At 58.2% G+C, this 15,631-nt stretch carries 16 protein-coding genes; 10 read left to right on the top strand and 6 right to left on the bottom strand.

The genetic code is table 11. The annotated features are described in order from the left end of the window. The first annotated feature begins 29 nt into the window (after positions 1–29). Positions 30–551: a metal-dependent hydrolase gene (locus tag L370_RS09850; RefSeq protein WP_023334764.1), complete on the top strand. Its 522-nt coding sequence runs from the start codon at positions 30–32 to the stop codon at positions 549–551. Between the two features lie 86 nt (positions 552–637). Here the strand turns inward: L370_RS09850 and cysS are convergent, their stop codons facing one another. Further along, positions 638–2,023, bottom strand: a complete 1,386-nt coding sequence (gene cysS, locus L370_RS09855) for a cysteine--tRNA ligase (RefSeq protein WP_023334763.1) — start codon at positions 2,021–2,023, stop codon at positions 638–640. A gap of 174 nt (positions 2,024–2,197) precedes the next feature. On the opposite strand from cysS, the gene ppiB reads away from it, so the two are divergent. From ppiB to mnmH, 5 genes are all read left to right on the top strand, one after another. Then, positions 2,198–2,692: a peptidylprolyl isomerase B gene (gene ppiB, locus L370_RS09860; RefSeq protein ID WP_023334762.1), complete on the top strand. Its 495-nt coding sequence runs from the start codon at positions 2,198–2,200 to the stop codon at positions 2,690–2,692. Between the two features lie 3 nt (positions 2,693–2,695). Then, entirely contained in the window at positions 2,696–3,418 is a 723-nt protein-coding gene (gene lpxH, locus L370_RS09865) for a UDP-2,3-diacylglucosamine diphosphatase (protein WP_023334761.1), read from the top strand. 119 nt (positions 3,419–3,537) lie between these two features. Then, complete coding sequence (purE, locus tag L370_RS09870; RefSeq protein WP_023334760.1) at positions 3,538–4,047, top strand: 5-(carboxyamino)imidazole ribonucleotide mutase; 510 nt, start codon at positions 3,538–3,540, stop codon at positions 4,045–4,047. Continuing rightward, positions 4,044–5,111, top strand: coding sequence for a 5-(carboxyamino)imidazole ribonucleotide synthase (gene purK, locus L370_RS09875; protein WP_023334759.1), 1,068 nt, complete (start codon positions 4,044–4,046; stop codon positions 5,109–5,111). The genes purE and purK overlap by 4 nt, the downstream gene beginning before the upstream one ends. 84 nt (positions 5,112–5,195) lie before the next feature. Next, positions 5,196–6,266 carry a tRNA 2-selenouridine(34) synthase MnmH gene (gene mnmH / locus L370_RS09880; RefSeq protein ID WP_023334758.1) on the top strand — a complete coding sequence of 357 codons (1,071 nt, stop codon included), beginning with the start codon at positions 5,196–5,198 and terminating at the stop codon, positions 6,264–6,266. An 88-nt stretch (positions 6,267–6,354) separates the two neighbouring features. Here the strand turns inward: mnmH and L370_RS09885 are convergent, their stop codons facing one another. The 3 genes from L370_RS09885 to ybbA form a co-directional block, all read right to left on the bottom strand. Beyond that, positions 6,355–7,500, bottom strand: a complete 1,146-nt coding sequence (locus L370_RS09885) for a porin (protein WP_023334757.1) — start codon at positions 7,498–7,500, stop codon at positions 6,355–6,357. Between the two features lie 183 nt (positions 7,501–7,683). Further along, complete coding sequence (ybbP, locus tag L370_RS09890) at positions 7,684–10,098, bottom strand: putative ABC transporter permease subunit YbbP (RefSeq protein ID WP_023334756.1); 2,415 nt, start codon at positions 10,096–10,098, stop codon at positions 7,684–7,686. Then, on the bottom strand, positions 10,095–10,781 hold the full coding sequence (ybbA, locus tag L370_RS0121965; protein ID WP_032642011.1) for a putative ABC transporter ATP-binding protein YbbA: 687 nt from the start codon (positions 10,779–10,781) through the stop codon (positions 10,095–10,097). Before ybbA ends, ybbP begins: the two co-directional genes overlap by 4 nt. Between ybbA and tesA the strand changes: the two genes are divergently transcribed. Genes tesA through L370_RS09900 form a run of 3 tightly spaced genes read left to right on the top strand, consistent with a single transcriptional unit; the run spans position 10,752 to position 13,087 of the window. Continuing rightward, complete coding sequence (tesA, locus tag L370_RS0121960; RefSeq protein ID WP_032642013.1) at positions 10,752–11,375, top strand: multifunctional acyl-CoA thioesterase I/protease I/lysophospholipase L1; 624 nt, start codon at positions 10,752–10,754, stop codon at positions 11,373–11,375. The two genes, ybbA and tesA, sit on opposite strands and share 30 nt — an antisense overlap. 28 nt (positions 11,376–11,403) lie before the next feature. Further along, positions 11,404–12,174: an SDR family oxidoreductase gene (locus tag L370_RS09895; RefSeq protein ID WP_014882827.1), complete on the top strand. Its 771-nt coding sequence runs from the start codon at positions 11,404–11,406 to the stop codon at positions 12,172–12,174. A 58-nt stretch (positions 12,175–12,232) separates the two neighbouring features. Beyond that, the gene (locus L370_RS09900) at positions 12,233–13,087 is read left to right on the top strand and encodes a co-chaperone YbbN (RefSeq protein WP_023334754.1); all 855 of its coding nucleotides are present in this window, start codon (positions 12,233–12,235) and stop codon (positions 13,085–13,087) included. Between the two features lie 87 nt (positions 13,088–13,174). Here L370_RS09900 and fetB read toward each other — a convergent pair whose 3' ends face one another. Together fetB and fetA are read right to left on the bottom strand one after the other, a co-directional pair. Further along, positions 13,175–13,957 carry an iron efflux ABC transporter permease subunit FetB gene (gene fetB / locus L370_RS09905; protein ID WP_023334753.1) on the bottom strand — a complete coding sequence of 261 codons (783 nt, stop codon included), beginning with the start codon at positions 13,955–13,957 and terminating at the stop codon, positions 13,175–13,177. Then, positions 13,950–14,621: an iron efflux ABC transporter ATP-binding subunit FetA gene (fetA, locus tag L370_RS09910; RefSeq protein ID WP_023334752.1), complete on the bottom strand. Its 672-nt coding sequence runs from the start codon at positions 14,619–14,621 to the stop codon at positions 13,950–13,952. The genes fetB and fetA overlap by 8 nt, the downstream gene beginning before the upstream one ends. A gap of 143 nt (positions 14,622–14,764) precedes the next feature. On the opposite strand from fetA, the gene L370_RS09915 reads away from it, so the two are divergent. Beyond that, positions 14,765–15,616 carry a hypothetical protein gene (locus tag L370_RS09915; protein ID WP_023334751.1) on the top strand — a complete coding sequence of 284 codons (852 nt, stop codon included), beginning with the start codon at positions 14,765–14,767 and terminating at the stop codon, positions 15,614–15,616. Positions 15,617–15,631 lie beyond the last annotated feature (15 nt).

Raw genomic sequence — 15,631 nt, 5'->3', positions numbered from 1 at the left:
ATTTCCATGATTTGCCATGGATAATGTCAATGCCTACCGTTATTACTCACGCTGCTGTTCCGCTTTGTCTGGGCTTAGGCCTGGGAACCAAAGTGATTCCTCCCCGCCTGCTGTTTGCCGGAATTGTCCTCGCCATGCTGCCGGATGCCGACGTGCTGGCGTTCAAGTTCGGCGTCGCGTACGGCAATATTTTCGGCCATCGCGGCTTCACCCACTCCCTGCTGTTCGCCTTTGTGGTGCCGATACTTTGCGTGCTGACTGGACGACGATGGTTCCGGGCCAGCCTGACGCGGTGCTGGCTGTTTTTAACCGTGTCATTGCTGTCGCACAGCCTGCTGGATTCAATAACGACAGGCGGGAAAGGCGTCGGCTGGCTGTGGCCATGGTCTGATGAACGCTTCTTTGCGCCGTGGCAGGTCATTAAGGTCGCGCCGTTTGCGCTGTCACGCTACACCACGCCGTACGGGCATCAGGTAATCATTTCAGAACTGCTGTGGGTGTGGCTGCCGGGAGTCGTGCTGATGGGATTGTTGTGGTGGAGACGGCGGTAAAAGAAAGCCGGGTGGCGGCTACGCCTTACCCGGCCTACGGTCGTTAGTAGGCCCGGTAAGCGTAAGCGCCACCGGGCGTTACTGACTTACTTACGGCGCCAGGTGGTTCCCTGCGGGCCATCTTCCAGAATGATGCCCATCTCGGTCAGACGGTTACGCGCCGCATCTGCCGCCGCCCAGTCTTTCGCCTGACGCGCTTCCAGACGCGCTTTGATCAACGCTTCAATTTCCGCCACTTCGCCGTCGTCCGCCTGCGCACCGCTCTGCAGGAATACGTCCGGATCCTGCTCCAGCAGGCCGAGCACGGAGGAGAGCTTACGCAGATGGGACGCCAGCGCATTCGCCGCGGCCATATCTTCTGACTTCAGGCGGTTCACTTCGCGCGCCATGTCGAACAGCACGGAATAGGCTTCCGGGGTGTTGAAGTCGTCGTTCATCACCTCAACAAAGCGTGCTTCGAACGCTTCGCCGCCTGCCGCAGGAACAGACCTGTCGGTCCCGCGCAGCGCGGTGTACAGACGCTCCAGCGCCGAGCGCGCCTGCTTCAGGTTCTCTTCGCTGTAGTTAAGCTGGCTGCGATAGTGGCCGGACATCAGGAAGTAGCGCACGGTTTCCGCGTCGTAATACTTCAGCACGTCGCGCACGGTGAAGAAGTTACCCAGCGATTTAGACATCTTCTCGCGGTCAACCATTACCATCCCGGAGTGCATCCAGTAGTTAACGTACTCGCCGCCGTGGGCGCAGGTGGACTGCGCGATTTCGTTTTCGTGGTGCGGGAACATCAGGTCCGAACCGCCGCCGTGAATATCGAAGTGCTTGCCCAGCTGTTTGCAGTTCATCGCGGAACATTCAATGTGCCAGCCCGGACGGCCTTCGCCCCACGGGGATGGCCAGCTTGGTTCGCCCTCTTTGGACATTTTCCACAGCACGAAGTCCATCGGGTTACGCTTCACGTCAACCACGTCAACGCGCGCGCCGGCCTGGAGCTGGTCAAGATCCTGACGGGAAAGCGAACCGTAGGTTGGGTCCGTTGGCACCGAGAACATCACGTCACCGTTGTCCGCAACGTAGGCGTGCCCGCGTGCGATCAGCTTTTCGGTGATCTCGATGATTTCGTGAATATGGTGGGTCGCGCGCGGCTCGCTGTCCGGGCGCTGAATATTCAGGGCGTCGAAGTCTTTGTGCATTTCGACGATCATGCGATCGACCAGCGCAACGAAGCTTTCGCCGTTTTCATTAGCGCGCTTGATGATTTTATCGTCGATGTCGGTGATATTACGCACGTATTTCAGGGTATAGCCCAGAAAACGCAGGTAGCGTGACACCACGTCGAAGGCGACAAAGGTACGGCCATGGCCAATGTGACAGAGATCGTAAACCGTAATACCACACACGTACATGCCGACTTCCCCGGCATGGATAGGTTTAAATTCCTCTTTTTGGCGCGTCATTGTATTAAAGATTTTTAACATCGAAGATTCCATGTAAACACGTGTGTGGTTGAAAACCGGCTATTCTACCCGTAATTCAAACCCGAAGCAGCACACAATGCAAGGTGATCGCATCCTGTGGTTATGCTATAACAAGCCCCTATAGATGACCCGAACGCGGGTCGACGTACCACAATAACGGAACAGGATGCAAAAATGGTTACTTTCCACACTAATCATGGCGATATCGTAATCAAAACCTTTGATGACAAAGCGCCTGAAACAGTTAAAAACTTCCTGGACTACTGCCGCGAAGGTTTCTACAACAACACCATTTTCCACCGCGTGATCAACGGTTTTATGATCCAGGGCGGCGGTTTCGAACCTGGCATGAACCAGAAAGCCACCAAAGAAGCGATCAAAAACGAAGCGAACAACGGCCTGAAAAACACCCGCGGCACGCTGGCGATGGCGCGTACTCAGGCTCCTCACTCTGCTACCGCGCAGTTCTTCATCAACGTGGCTGACAACGACTTCCTGAACTTCTCCGGCGAAAGCCTGCAGGGTTGGGGCTACTGCGTATTCGCAGAAGTGGTTGAAGGTATGGACGTGGTTGACAAGATCAAAGCCGTCTCTACTGGCCGCAGCGGTATGCACCAGGACGTTCCTAAAGAAGACGTTGTGATTACAAGCGTGACCGTCAGCGAGTAATTCGTGGCGACACTCTTTATTGCGGATCTGCATCTGCAAACAGAAGAACCGGCGATTACCGCCGGTTTTCTGCGTTTTTTACGCGGTGAAGCGAAAAGCGCCGATGCGCTGTACATCCTGGGCGACCTGTTCGAAGCCTGGATTGGCGACGACGACCCTAACCCGCTGCACCGTGAAATGGCACTCGCCATTCACGCGCTGGTAGATTCCGGCGTCCCCTGCTACTTCATTCACGGCAACCGTGATTTCCTGATCGGCAAGCGCTACGCCCGCGAAAGCGGCATGACGCTGCTGCCGGAAGAGCAGGTGCTCGACCTCTATGGCCGCAGGGTCCTGATCGTGCACGGCGACACGCTCTGCACCGACGATACCGGCTACCTGGCGTTTCGCGCCAAAGTCCACACCCCGTGGATCCAAAAAGCGTTCCTTGCTCTGCCGCTGTTTATCCGCAACCGCATCGCCGCCAGAATGCGCGCGGGCAGTAAAGCCGCCAACAGCAGCAAATCCATGACCATCATGGACGTGAACCCGCAGGCCGTGGTGAGCGTGATGGAGAAGCATGGCGTCCAGTGGTTGATCCACGGTCATACCCATCGTCCCGATGTCCATACGCTGGTGGCCAACGGTGAGCCCGCCCATCGCGTGGTATTGGGCGCGTGGCACACTGAGGGGTCGATGGTCAAAGTCACGCCGGAAGGCGTCGAGCTGATCGCTTTTCCGTTTTAACGTATTCTCGTCGTTTCGCTTATTTCTCAGCCACGCAACCGTTTTCCTTGCCCGCATAACATGCTATTCTCTGTGCCCTCGAAAGCAGTGTGTTTCGCACCACAGGAGTTTTAAGACGCATGTCTTCCCGCAATAATCCGGCGCGTGTCGCCATCGTGATGGGGTCCAAAAGCGACTGGGCTACCATGCAGTTCGCCGCCGAAATCTTTGAAATCCTGAATGTTCCGCACCACGTTGAAGTGGTCTCCGCGCACCGTACACCGGACAAACTGTTCAGCTTCGCCGAAAGCGCCGAAGAGAACGGTTATGAGGTGATCATTGCCGGCGCGGGCGGCGCAGCACATCTGCCGGGCATGATTGCCGCCAAAACCCTGGTGCCGGTTCTGGGCGTTCCGGTCCAAAGCGCCGCGTTAAGCGGTGTGGATAGCCTCTACTCCATCGTCCAGATGCCGCGCGGTATTCCTGTCGGCACGCTGGCGATTGGTAAAGCGGGCGCGGCGAACGCCGCCCTGCTGGCGGCGCAAATTCTTGCGACGCACGATAACGCATTGCATCAGCGTCTGGCGGACTGGCGTAAAGCCCAGACCGACGAAGTGCTGGACAATCCGGACCCGCGGGGTGCGGCATGAAGCAGGTTTGCGTCCTCGGTAACGGCCAGCTAGGCCGCATGCTGCGTCAGGCCGGTGAGCCGCTGGGTATTGCCGTCTGGCCCGTCGGGCTGGATGCTGAACCGGAAGCCGTACCGTTCCACCAGAGCGTGATCACCGCCGAGATCGAACGCTGGCCGGAAACCGCTCTGACGCGCGAGCTGGCGCGTCATAACGCCTTCGTTAACCGCGACGTCTTCCCGATCATTGCTGACCGTCTCACGCAAAAGCAGCTGTTCGACAAGCTCGGTCTGCCGACCGCGCCGTGGCAGCTCCTGTCTGATAAAAACGAGTGGAATGACGTTTTCGCGATGCTGGGCGAGCTGGCGATCGTGAAGCGCCGCGTGGGCGGCTACGATGGCCGCGGCCAGTGGCGTCTGCGCGCGCACGACACCGCCGAGCTGCCGGACGACTGCTACGGCGAGTGCATCGTTGAGCAGGGCATTAACTTCAGCGGTGAAGTGTCGCTGGTTGGCGCACGCGGGCACGACGGGCATACCGTCTTTTATCCGCTGACGCATAACCTGCATCAGGACGGTATTCTGCGCACCAGCGTCGCCTTCCCGCACGCCAATGCTGACCAGCAGGCGCAGGCGGAAGAGATGCTCTCAGCCATCATGCATGAGCTGGGCTATGTCGGCGTGATGGCGATGGAGTGTTTCGTCACGCCATCGGGTCTGCTGATCAACGAACTAGCGCCGCGCGTGCACAACAGCGGCCACTGGACGCAAAACGGCGCGTCCATCAGCCAGTTCGAGCTGCACCTGCGCGCCATCACCGACCTGCCGCTGCCGCAGCCGGTGGTGAACAGCCCGTCGGTGATGATCAACCTGATCGGCACCGATCTGAACTACGACTGGCTGAAGCTGCCGCTGGTGCATCTGCACTGGTATGACAAAGAGGTTCGCGCGGGCCGTAAGGTCGGTCACCTGAACCTGAACGACAGTGATACCGATCGCCTGAGCGCCACGCTGGAAGCGATGATCCCTCTCCTGCCGCCGGAATACGCGAGCGGTATTGTCTGGGCACAGTCAAAGCTCAAGTAAGACATCTGCGCCGGGGAGTTGACCTTCCCCTTCCCCGGCGTACAATCCCCGCCCATTGCTGCTGAGTTTTCTTCTGGAATAACCATGAACGATGGAACGGACTATCGCGCGATCCTCGCGTCTGATACCCCTTTAATCGACGTTCGCGCGCCGATCGAATTTGCCCAGGGCGCGATGCCCGCCGCCCTTAACCTGCCGTTGATGAACGACGATGAGCGCGCCGCCGTCGGTACCTGCTATAAACGCCAGGGTCCGGACGCCGCGCTGGCGCTCGGCCATAGCCTGGTGAGCGGCGAGACGCGTGAGGCACGCATCAACGCCTGGCGGGAAGCCAGCCTGGCCCATCCTGACGGCTTTCTCTGCTGCGCGCGCGGCGGCCAGCGCTCGCATATCTCGCAGGCCTGGCTGAAAGAGGCGGGCATCGACTACCCGCTGATCCGCGGCGGCTATAAGGCCCTGCGTCAGACGGCGATTCAGGTGACCATCGAGCAGTCGCAAAAGCCGATGGTGCTTATCGGTGGCTGCACCGGCAACGGTAAAACCCTGCTGGTGAAGCAGCACGCGCAGGGGATCGATCTGGAAGGGCTGGCGCACCATCGCGGTTCGTCGTTTGGCCGCACGCTCACGCCGCAGCTTTCCCAGGCCAGCTTTGAAAACCACCTTGCGGTTGAGCTACTGAAAAAAGACGCCGGGCGCTGGGTACTGGAAGATGAGGGCCGGATGATTGGCTCCAACCACCTGCCGGAGTGCCTGCGCGACCGCATGGCTGAAGCCCCTATCGTTGTCGTCGAAGACCCGTTTGAAATTCGTCTTGAACGCCTGCGCGAAGAGTATTTCGACCACATGTGGGCGGATTTTTCTGCTGCCTACGGTGAGGAAGCGGGCTGGAAGGCGTACAGCGAGTATCTGCATCACGGCCTGTTCGCCATTCGCCGCCGTCTGGGGCTGCAGCGGTATGCAGAATTCACCGCACTGTTAGATTCCGCGCTGTTGGAACAGCAACGCTCTGGCAGCACGGACGCGCACTTTAGCTGGCTTGCGCCGCTGCTGAAGGACTATTACGACCCGATGTACGGCTATCAGCTGGAGAAGAAAGCGGAGAAGATTGTGTATCGCGGGACGTACGGCGAGGTTGCTGACTGGCTTAATCGCTAAAAGAAAGCCGGGTGGCGGCTACGCCTTACCCGGCCTACGTGTGCTTTTGTAGCCCCGGTAAGCGCAGCGCCACCGGGGAACAAACCACTTAGAAATCGTAACGCAGACGCACCAGGTTCATGTCGCCCAGGTTGTCGGTGCTGGAGGTGAACACGTGTTCGTAATCCACGCGGAAACCGTAATCCAGCTGGAAGCTGATACCCACACCGTTGTCGATGCGCTGGTAGTTACGGCCGTTCACGTACTGAATGCGGTCGCCCATGAAGTATGGCTGGATGGATTTAACCGCGTACTGACCGATTGGGAACTTGTAGCCCGCAAAGTATTCAATACCCCATGCATCACCGGCGAAGTAGTCGTTAACCGACACTTTTTTGGTGGTCAGGAAGTTCTGGTACCAGCCACCGCCTGCGGAGAAGGTCCAGTTGTCCGGCGTCCAGCTCAGCGCGGTACCGAGGATGTTCTGGTCATACGTTTTGCTGTCGCCGTTGTCCGGGTTACGCATGTCCGCACGGGTGTAGTTCCACGCGGCGCCCCAGGTCAGATCGGTGGTCAGGTGGTAATCCAGACCCAGTGAACCGCCGCCTTTACGCTTGTAACGCAGGCCGTTGCCCGGCAGGTATTCGCTGTCTTCAAACAGGTAAGATGCGTAGATGTCAGCATCGCCCACGGTTTTCTTATATTTCAGCATCTGGCGTGAACGGTAAGAACCGTCGTAATCGCCGTTGATACCGTTACCCGGAGCCTGACCGATCATGTCGTAATCCCAGATATCGGTTTTCGCACCCACCACATCATAATAAACGCTGTTCTGTTGACCGAAGGTCAGCGTACCCCAGGTGTCGCTCTTCAGACCGGTGTAGAGCATACGACGCGTGGTATCGTGTGCGCCGTCGGCGTAGTGGTGATCCCAGTTGAACTGCGCAGGAATATTCACACCCAGCTCGTAGTAGCTGATCCAGCTGATGTCATCAAACAGGTAGTAATCAGCCGCGAAACGGAAACGGGTGCCGCCGTCAAAGCCGTTGCGCTTGTAGCTGTTTTTACCGTCGTCGCCGGTCATGTTCTGGAACTGAGGACGGATACTGCCGCCAACGGTGAAGTTCAGGCGGCTCAGCGGGTTACCCGCCTGAGGATCCTGCTTAAGAACGGTGATTTCCGCCTGAGAAGCGAAGGTAGTCAATGCCACTGCCGCGCCGATCGTTGCCGCCAGCGCTGATTTTTTTATAGTCATTATTTTTCCTTAATAGACACGCTGCTAAATATTTAGCGGGTGAATATTAACTGGAAATAATCGGGCTGTGTGGTCGGGTTTTTAATGTTTTGTGCTACTAAATGAGTGGGTATTATCACTTTGTGCTATTTAAACACTGCGCGCCGGCATTAAAAACCGGCGCGCAACTATCACTGCTCTAAATCAACTCACAAACTGACGGAACAGGGCTTTCCCCTTTAACAGCCGCGTGCCGAGCCAGCCTCCGCAGAGAGAAAGCAGCACCGCGCCACAGAGAGGCAGGATCAACCACAGCCGCCAGTCAGGCTCCCACGGGAAGTCAAAGACTTTTGTCTGCAGCACCGCCAGCGCCGTCTCTGCGCCAATGGCCGCCACCAGACCGGCCACCAGCCCCAGCAGCGCAAACTCGCTCCAGAGCGTCATCCGCAGCAGCCGCTTTCCGGCCCCCAGCGTGCGGTAGACCACCAGCTCCTGATGGCGCTGGCGCATGCCCACCTGCACCTGGGCCAGCAGCAACAGCACGCCGCAGATCGTCACCAGCACCACCATGACCTCCAGCGCGCGGCTCACCTGCTCCAGCACCTGCCCCACCTGCTTCAGGATCGCCCCGATATCCAGCAGGCTGACCGTTGGAAACTCCCGGTTAAGCTGGGTCAGCATGCCGTTGCCGTTTTCCCAGCGGAAGCTGGTCAGCCAGCTCTGCGGCTGCCCGTCCAGCGCGCCCGGCGGGAAGATAAAGAAGAAGTTTGGCCGCAGGCTTTCCCAGTCCACTTTACGCAGGCTGGTGACTTTCGCGGTAAAATCCTGGGTATCGCCGGTAAAGGTCACGCTGTCACCCAGCTTCACGTTCAGCCGCGTCGCCAGCCCCTCTTCCATCGACACTTCCCCCGCTTTTGGCGGCCAGGTGCCAGCGGTTACCGGGTTGTGGTCAGGGCGTTTCTCCTGCCAGGTCAGGTTCAGCTCGCGGTTCAGCGACTCGTCCTTGTTCCCTTCCGTTGGCTGACCGTTGATCTGCGTCAGACGCGCCCGAACGATGGGATAGAACGACTCAGGAATAATGTGATGCTCCGACAGGAAGCCCTTCAGCGGCGTCACCTGCTCAGGGGCAATGTTGATCAGGAAATAGTTCGGGCTTTCCGGCGGAAGCTGCTGCTGCCAGCGATCGAGCAGATCGCCGCGCAGCACTAACAGCAGCGCCAGCAGCATAAACGACAGCGAAAAGGCCGACAGCTGGCTGAGCGTTGACCACGGCTGATGCAGCAGGCGGTTGACCGCCAGGCGCACGGGCAGGGATTTTACCGTCAGCCTCTTCAGGACGTTGAGCAGTATCCAGCCCAGCACGCCGCACAGCAGCGCCAGCACCACCGCCCCGGCCAGTACCGCCCAGAGGAGCGTACTGCCCCCCATCAGCCACGCCAGAAGCCCCACCGCCACCGCAGTAATCACCGGAAGGTAGAACTTCAGCGGCCAGACGTTCGCCACCACATCGTTGCGCAGAACGCGCAGCGGCTGCGTCGCGAGCAGCAGGCGGTACGGGCGTAGCCCTACCAGCAGCGAAATCACCGTCATCGCGCCGATAGCCCATAGCCACGGCCAGAGGCTGGCGGGCGGCAATGCGGCCGGGAGCACCGGTTTGAGCATCACCATCAGCAGTTTTTCAAACAGCAGCCCGATTATTCCGCCGGTCAGCGCCGAGAGGACCAGCACCATCAGCCACTGGCCGACAATCATCTTGCGCAGCTGCGCCCTTCCCGCCCCCAGGGTTTTGAGGATCGCCACCAGGTCGTAGCGGCTGCGGCAGTAGTGCCCCATCGCCACGGCCACCGCCGCCACCGCCAGCAGCAGGGTTAACAGCGCCGACAGCAGAAGGAACTGCTGGGAACGTTCGAGAGATTTACCGAGCGCCCCCTCGTCCTGCTCCAGCCCGTACCAGCGGTGCTCTGGTTTTAACTGCGGCAGAAGCCATTTTTCATACGCGTCAAGCTGGGCAGGCGTGCCGCCAAACTTGTAGCGCCAGGTGACGCGGCTTCCCGGCTGAACGGCATGGGTTGCCGCAACATCCGCGGTGTTCATCAGCAGGCGCGGCGCGAGCTGGAAGGGGTTAAAGCCGGAGTCAGGCTCCTGCACCACTTCCCCGGCGATTTTCAGCGTGGCGTCACCGACGTCGATACTGTCGCCGGGCTTCAGGTTCAGAAGCGCCATCAGACGTGATGCCAGCAGCACCGTACCAGGCGTCGGCTTTAACCCCGGCGGGCTGGTTTGTAAGTCACCGTACATCGGGTAGATGTCATCCACGGCCTTCACGCTGGCGAGCTGCGGCGTGTCGCCCGCAAAGGTCATGGTCTGGAAGCTTACCTGCTCCCCCACCTTCAGCCCCTCTTTGCGCGCTTCGTCAATCCAGCCCGACGGCACCGGACGGGAGCTTTGCAGCGTCCTGTCCCCCGCCATAAACTCCCGGCTCTGCTGGCTGAGCCCTTTTTCCATGCGGTCGCTGACGCTGCCGAGCGCCAGCACGCAGGCCACCGCCAGGCTTAGCGCCAGCCAGACTATCAGCAGCGAGGGGGAACGCCACTCGCGCCAGAACCAGCGGGTAATCATGCCTCCTCCTGAAGAATACCGTTGACCAGCCGCAGGCGACGGTCGCAGCGTGCGGCGAGCTGAGGATCGTGAGTCACGAGGATCAGCGTGGTGCCGTGCTCGCGGTTGAGCGAAAACAGCAGGTCGGCAATCCGGTCTCCGGTTTTACGGTCAAGGTTACCGGTGGGCTCATCGGCAAACAGGACTTCGGGACGGCCGTTGAACGCCCGCGCCAGCGCCACGCGCTGCTGCTCACCGCCGGAAAGCTGTGCGGGAAGGTGGTCGAGACGTTTACCCAGACCGAGCTGTTCCAGCAGGGCCTTCGCATGCGTGCGGCTTTCACGGCTGTTTTCACCGCGCAGCAGCGCCGGGAGTTCGACGTTTTCCAGCGCGTTCAGGGTCGGGATCAGCATGAAGGACTGGAAGACAAAACCAACGTGACGCGCGCGCAGCGCGGCCCGGGCCTCTTCATCCAGCTGATGCAGCGGTTGCCCGACAAGGTGGACCTCGCCGCTGCTGCCGTCGTCCAGACCGGCCAGAATCGCCAGCAGCGTGGACTTACCGGAACCGGATTCGCCAATCAGCGCGATGGTTTCAGCGCGTTTGACAACGAGTTCAACTCCAGTAAGGATGGAAAGCTCGTGTTCCCCCTGACCGACGGACTTCTTAAGATGATGAACTTCAACACTGTTTTCCGCTGGCATTTGCCCTTCCTGTTTTTGATTCTGATGACCTTCCGCGCGGCGGCAGCGGACACGTTACTGGTTCTCGGCGACAGCCTGAGCGCGGGCTATCGCATGGCGGCCAGCGCGGCCTGGCCCGCCCTGCTCAATGACAAATGGCAGAGCAAGACCGCTGTAATCAACGCCAGCATCAGCGGCGATACCTCGCAGCAGGGCCTGTCGCGCCTGCCTGCGCTGCTCAAACAGCATCAGCCGCGCTGGGTGCTGGTGGAGCTTGGCGGTAACGATGGACTGCGCGGTTTCCAGCCTCAGCAAACCGAGCAAACGCTGCGCACCATTTTGCAGGACATTAAGGCGGCAAACGCCCAGCCGCTGCTGATGCAAATTCGCCTGCCCGCCAACTACGGTCGTCGGTATAATGAGGCCTTTAGCGCGATCTACCCTAAGCTTGCCAAAGAGTTTGATATTCCGCTGCTGCCATTTTTCATGGAAGAGGTCTATCTCAAACCCCAGTGGATGCAAGACGACGGGATCCACCCCAATCGCGATGCTCAGCCGTTTATTGCCGACTGGATGGCAACGCGGCTGGCTCCTTTAGTTAACCATGACTCCTGATTAAGCGGAGATCCTGACAGGTAAAGTTATGCAAAAATCGGTCTTAATTACAGGATGTTCCAGTGGAATCGGCCTGGAAAGCGCGCTCGAACTGAAGCGCCAGGGGTTTCGGGTCCTGGCGGCCTGTCGCAAACCCGACGATGTCGAACGCATGAACGGGCTGGGCTTTACCGGCGTGCTGCTGGATATGGACTCGCCGGAGAGCGTTGAACGCGCCGCCGATGAAGTGATCGCGCTGACCGACAATCGTCTGTACGGGCTCTTTAACAATGCCGGCTACGGCGTGTATGGCCCGCTGGATACGCTCTCCCGCGAAACGCTGGAGAAACAGTTTTCGACCAATTTCTTCGGCGTGCATCAGCTCACCATGCGTCTGCTCCCCGCGATGCTGCCGCACGGTGAAGGGCGCATCGTGATGACATCGTCAGTGATGGGGCTGATCTCCACCCCGGGCCGCGGCGCCTACGCCGCCAGTAAATATGCGCTGGAGGCCTGGTCCGACGCCCTGCGCATGGAGCTACGCCACAGCGGCATTAAGGTCAGCCTGATTGAACCCGGCCCGATCCGCACCCGCTTTACCGAAAACGTGAACCAGACCCAGGCGGATAAACCGGTCGAGAACCCCGGCATTGCCGCACGTTTTACCCTCGGGCCAGAGGCGGTGGTGGCCAAAGTGCGCCATGCTTTTGAGAGCGAACATCCCAAAATGCGCTATCCGGTGACGCTGGTCACCCATGCCGTCGGCTGGTTAAAACGCCTGCTGCCTGGCCGGATGATGGACAAAATTTTACACGGCTGAGTTGAAGCGACGTCGCGCATCCCCATGTAAAGAACAAACCGACAAAAGAGAAAGCCGCATGTCCGTACAGAATATCGTCAATATTACAGAAGCTAACCTGCAACAGACCCTTGAACAGTCGATGACCAAACCGGTCCTGTTCTACTTTTGGTCTGAACGCAGCCAACACTGCCTGCAGCTGACGCCGGTGCTGGAAAGCCTTGCCGCCCAGTACAACGGTCAGTTCATTCTCGCTAAGCTGGACTGCGACGCCGAGCCGATGGTGGCGTCCCAGTTTGGCCTGCGCGCCATTCCAACCGTCTATCTGTTCCAGAACGGCCAGCCCGTTGACGGCTTCCAGGGGCCGCAGCCGGAAGAGGCTATCCGCGCCCTGCTGGATAAAGTGCTGCCGCGCGAAGAGGAGCTGAAAGCGCAGGAAGGCATGGCGCTGATGCAGGAAGGCAAATACGACGAGGCGCTGCCGCTGCTCAAAGAAGCGTGGCAGCTGTCGAATCAGAATAGCCAGATTGGCCTGCTGCTGGCGGAAACGCAGATCGCCCTGCACCGTTCAGAAGATGCGGAAGCCGTGCTGAAGACTATCCCGATGCAGGATCAGGACACCCGCTATCAGGGGCTGGTCGCACAAATTGAGCTGCTGAAACAGGCCGCGGACACCCCGGAAATTCAGCAGCTGCAGCAGCAGGTCGCCGACAACCCGGCCGACGCCGCGCTGGCAAGCCAGCTGGCGCTGCAGCTGCACCAGGTGGGCCGCAACGAAGAGGCGCTGGAGCTGCTGTTCAGCCATCTGCAAAAAGATTTGACAGCCGCAGACGGTCAGGCGCGTAAGATGTTCCAGGAGATCCTGGCCGCGCTGGGCACCGGTGACGCGCTGGCGTCGAAGTATCGTCGTCAGCTGTATGCGTTGTTATATTGATGGACTTTGCCCGGTGGCGGCTTCGCCTTACCGGGCCTACAAAAGCACGAATCGTAGGCCGGGCAAACGCAGTGCCGCCCGGCACAATCAGCGCACGTTTTTCAACTGCGTCACCACAAGCTGATGCCGTGAATTGTAGAACTTCCGATAGGTCAGGTAGCAGGCAATGATGGTTGACAGGCTTGCCGTGGAAAGCAGCATAAACGTCACCATGATCTGATACTTAATCGCTTTTACCGGATCGATACCGGCAAAAATCAGCCCCGACATCATGCCCGGCAGGCTCACTAGCCCTACCGTTTTGGCTGAATCGACCGTTGGGATCAGCGATGAGCGAATGCTCTCACGAATCAGCCGCGCCGAGGCTACTTTTGGCGTTGCCCCAAGGCTTAACTTCTCCTGGAGCTGCTGCTGTTCACTGCTGAAACGCTGGCCGAGATTGTTATAACACAGCCCAACGGCCACCATGGCGTTCCCCGCGATCATCCCGGAAATCGGGATCACCTGCATTGGCGTAAACGCTATCGAGCCGGAGAGCACCAGCACCGCCAGGGTAAGCGCCGTCCCGGTGGTAATGGCGATAAACGACGAGATAAACGCCTTATCAATGTATTTACTGCGCTTTTTCGCATTCCACGCCGCGTTAAAGCAGATAAAGAGCACCATCAGCAGCGTCAGCACCGCGTGGTTGACGTTGAAGATATACTTCAGCACATAGCCGACGATGATGAGCTGAATCACCGCGCGGCATATACTCCACACGATATCTTTTTCCAGCCCCAGCTTTTCCCGGTAGCTGACCACTATCGCAATCAATACCAGCACCATCGAAAACGCCAGGGATTCATTGGTAATGTTATGCTCACCCACGGTTTGCCTCCTGCATTTTTCCGCCGTGCGGCTGAAGCGTAATCACGTCATCCGCATGGGTTATTTCGTTAGCATCGTGCGTCACCCACAGCACGGCAATGTTCTGCTCCCGGGCGTAGCGATGAATAATCTCGTTAACGTTGCGTTTGTTGGCGTCATCGAGCGCGCTGGTAATTTCGTCCAGCAACAGCACCTTCGGTAAAAACTGCAGATTACGGATCAGCGAGACGCGCTGCTTTTCTCCCCCCGACAGCGCGGTGATGGATTTGCTCAGCGTCTCCTGCGCCAGGCCAAAGTGGGCCAGATCGCTGATAAATTTTTCCGGCTCCGGCGTTTTGTTGCGGATTTGCCACGGGAAAATCAGGTTGTCATAGACCGTATCGCCAAAAAGCGCGGGGGTTTGCACGCAGTAGGAGACCTGCTGGCGATAGCTTTCCGGGGACAGGGTCGCGATATCCTGTCCTTCAAACAGAATGGTACCCTCCGTCGGGCTAAGGAGTGAGGCCACAATCTTCAGCAGCGTGCTTTTACCGCAGCCTGAGGGGCCTGTGATGAGTTTAAACTCGCCCGGCGACAGGCTAAACCCGACGTGCTGAAGAATAATATTTTCACCGACACGAAATCCGATATCCCTGAGTTGTAATAGCTTTTTTTTATCGTTCATTACGCTTCCGTTAACCGCTTATTGTAAGAAACGTCTGTAGCATAATCCTTTCGCCTGCACAGAGCGAATAGCCTCACGCTTAAGCAAGTGTTAAACTTTTTGTTTGTTATTTGTCACCACCATCACTACAGGAAGTATGCGATATGGCACATATCTTTTATGAGTTTCCTTCCCTGAAGCCTGGTGTTCCTGATGTCGAAACATTAATGGAAGTCATCAAATCGTCAGAGCTCACGCGTTTTGTCATTGGTGCAGAGGTGGTGGATTTTGTTAAGAAGGCGCTCATCGTGAACACCACGATCGGCAGTTTCAAAAATTGCTATTTCGCCTTCGACAACGGGACACACTTCCTGGAATTTGACGGCAAAGGAAAATCCAAACGTTTCAATGAAGTACCCGACTGGTTCGTCTCTCCGGCTGAATTTTCTCGTACCCAGTGGCTTATTAACCACGATCTTGCGGATGTAAAGGCTACCCAATTCATTGACGTGCTGATGTCCTATCCGCTGAAAGAGCGCCGCGCGCACTGCAATTTGCTATTTGGGCTGGAGCTGGAAAAGGTGAATGCGGTTCCGGCCGCAGCGTCAGCCGCAGGGAAAATCGGCAATAAGAACGGTAAAACCACCAAACCGCGCGTGATCGATCTGGGATCGTTTGAATTGTTCAGCCAGTTCTTTGCGCGCATGAAAACCGCCGTGCTGGCCGATGAGTTCCCCACCCTGCAGGTCCTGACGGGAATGGATAACCTGACAAAAGCGCCGCATAATTTAAAGCAGGGTATTAGAACGTGGTTCAAAGCCATCGCGGGCGACCTTCCACCGAATAACAAGCGCGTAGAAGCGGGGAACGCCGTTCTGTTCTGCGCCCCTATCCGCGAACAGATCCAGCGTATTGAAGCGCTGGGGCTGGAGAAGTACTACCAGGGATTATCCAAAGCCATTGCCGAAGCGGGTGATGGCTTCATCTCTGACTTTACCTATACTTACGAGCAATAAACACACACATCTCTC

This window comes from Enterobacter sp. MGH 24 (genome assembly GCF_000493015.1).
In the GTDB taxonomy this organism is placed as follows: Bacteria; Pseudomonadota; Gammaproteobacteria; order Enterobacterales; family Enterobacteriaceae; genus Enterobacter.
Note: the sequence above shows the minus strand (reverse complement) of the source record. Positions and strands in the feature narration are given on the sequence as shown.

Excerpts from the sequence above, each read along its gene's own strand:
- L370_RS09850 (WP_023334764.1), top strand. The coding sequence starts at position 30 with ATGCCTACCGTTATTACTCACGCTGCTGTTCCGCTTTGTCTGGGCTTA.
- cysS (WP_023334763.1), bottom strand. The coding sequence starts at position 2,023 with ATGTTAAAAATCTTTAATACAATGACGCGCCAAAAAGAGGAATTTAAA.
- ppiB (WP_023334762.1), top strand. The coding sequence starts at position 2,198 with ATGGTTACTTTCCACACTAATCATGGCGATATCGTAATCAAAACCTTT.
- purE (WP_023334760.1), top strand. The coding sequence starts at position 3,538 with ATGTCTTCCCGCAATAATCCGGCGCGTGTCGCCATCGTGATGGGGTCC.
- purK (WP_023334759.1), top strand. The coding sequence starts at position 4,044 with ATGAAGCAGGTTTGCGTCCTCGGTAACGGCCAGCTAGGCCGCATGCTG.
- mnmH (WP_023334758.1), top strand. The coding sequence starts at position 5,196 with ATGAACGATGGAACGGACTATCGCGCGATCCTCGCGTCTGATACCCCT.
- L370_RS09885 (WP_023334757.1), bottom strand. The coding sequence starts at position 7,500 with ATGACTATAAAAAAATCAGCGCTGGCGGCAACGATCGGCGCGGCAGTG.
- ybbP (WP_023334756.1), bottom strand. The coding sequence starts at position 10,098 with ATGATTACCCGCTGGTTCTGGCGCGAGTGGCGTTCCCCCTCGCTGCTG.
- tesA (WP_032642013.1), top strand. The coding sequence starts at position 10,752 with ATGAACTTCAACACTGTTTTCCGCTGGCATTTGCCCTTCCTGTTTTTG.
- ybbA (WP_032642011.1), bottom strand. The coding sequence starts at position 10,781 with ATGCCAGCGGAAAACAGTGTTGAAGTTCATCATCTTAAGAAGTCCGTC.
- L370_RS09895 (WP_014882827.1), top strand. The coding sequence starts at position 11,404 with ATGCAAAAATCGGTCTTAATTACAGGATGTTCCAGTGGAATCGGCCTG.
- L370_RS09900 (WP_023334754.1), top strand. The coding sequence starts at position 12,233 with ATGTCCGTACAGAATATCGTCAATATTACAGAAGCTAACCTGCAACAG.
- fetA (WP_023334752.1), bottom strand. The coding sequence starts at position 14,621 with ATGAACGATAAAAAAAAGCTATTACAACTCAGGGATATCGGATTTCGT.
- L370_RS09915 (WP_023334751.1), top strand. The coding sequence starts at position 14,765 with ATGGCACATATCTTTTATGAGTTTCCTTCCCTGAAGCCTGGTGTTCCT.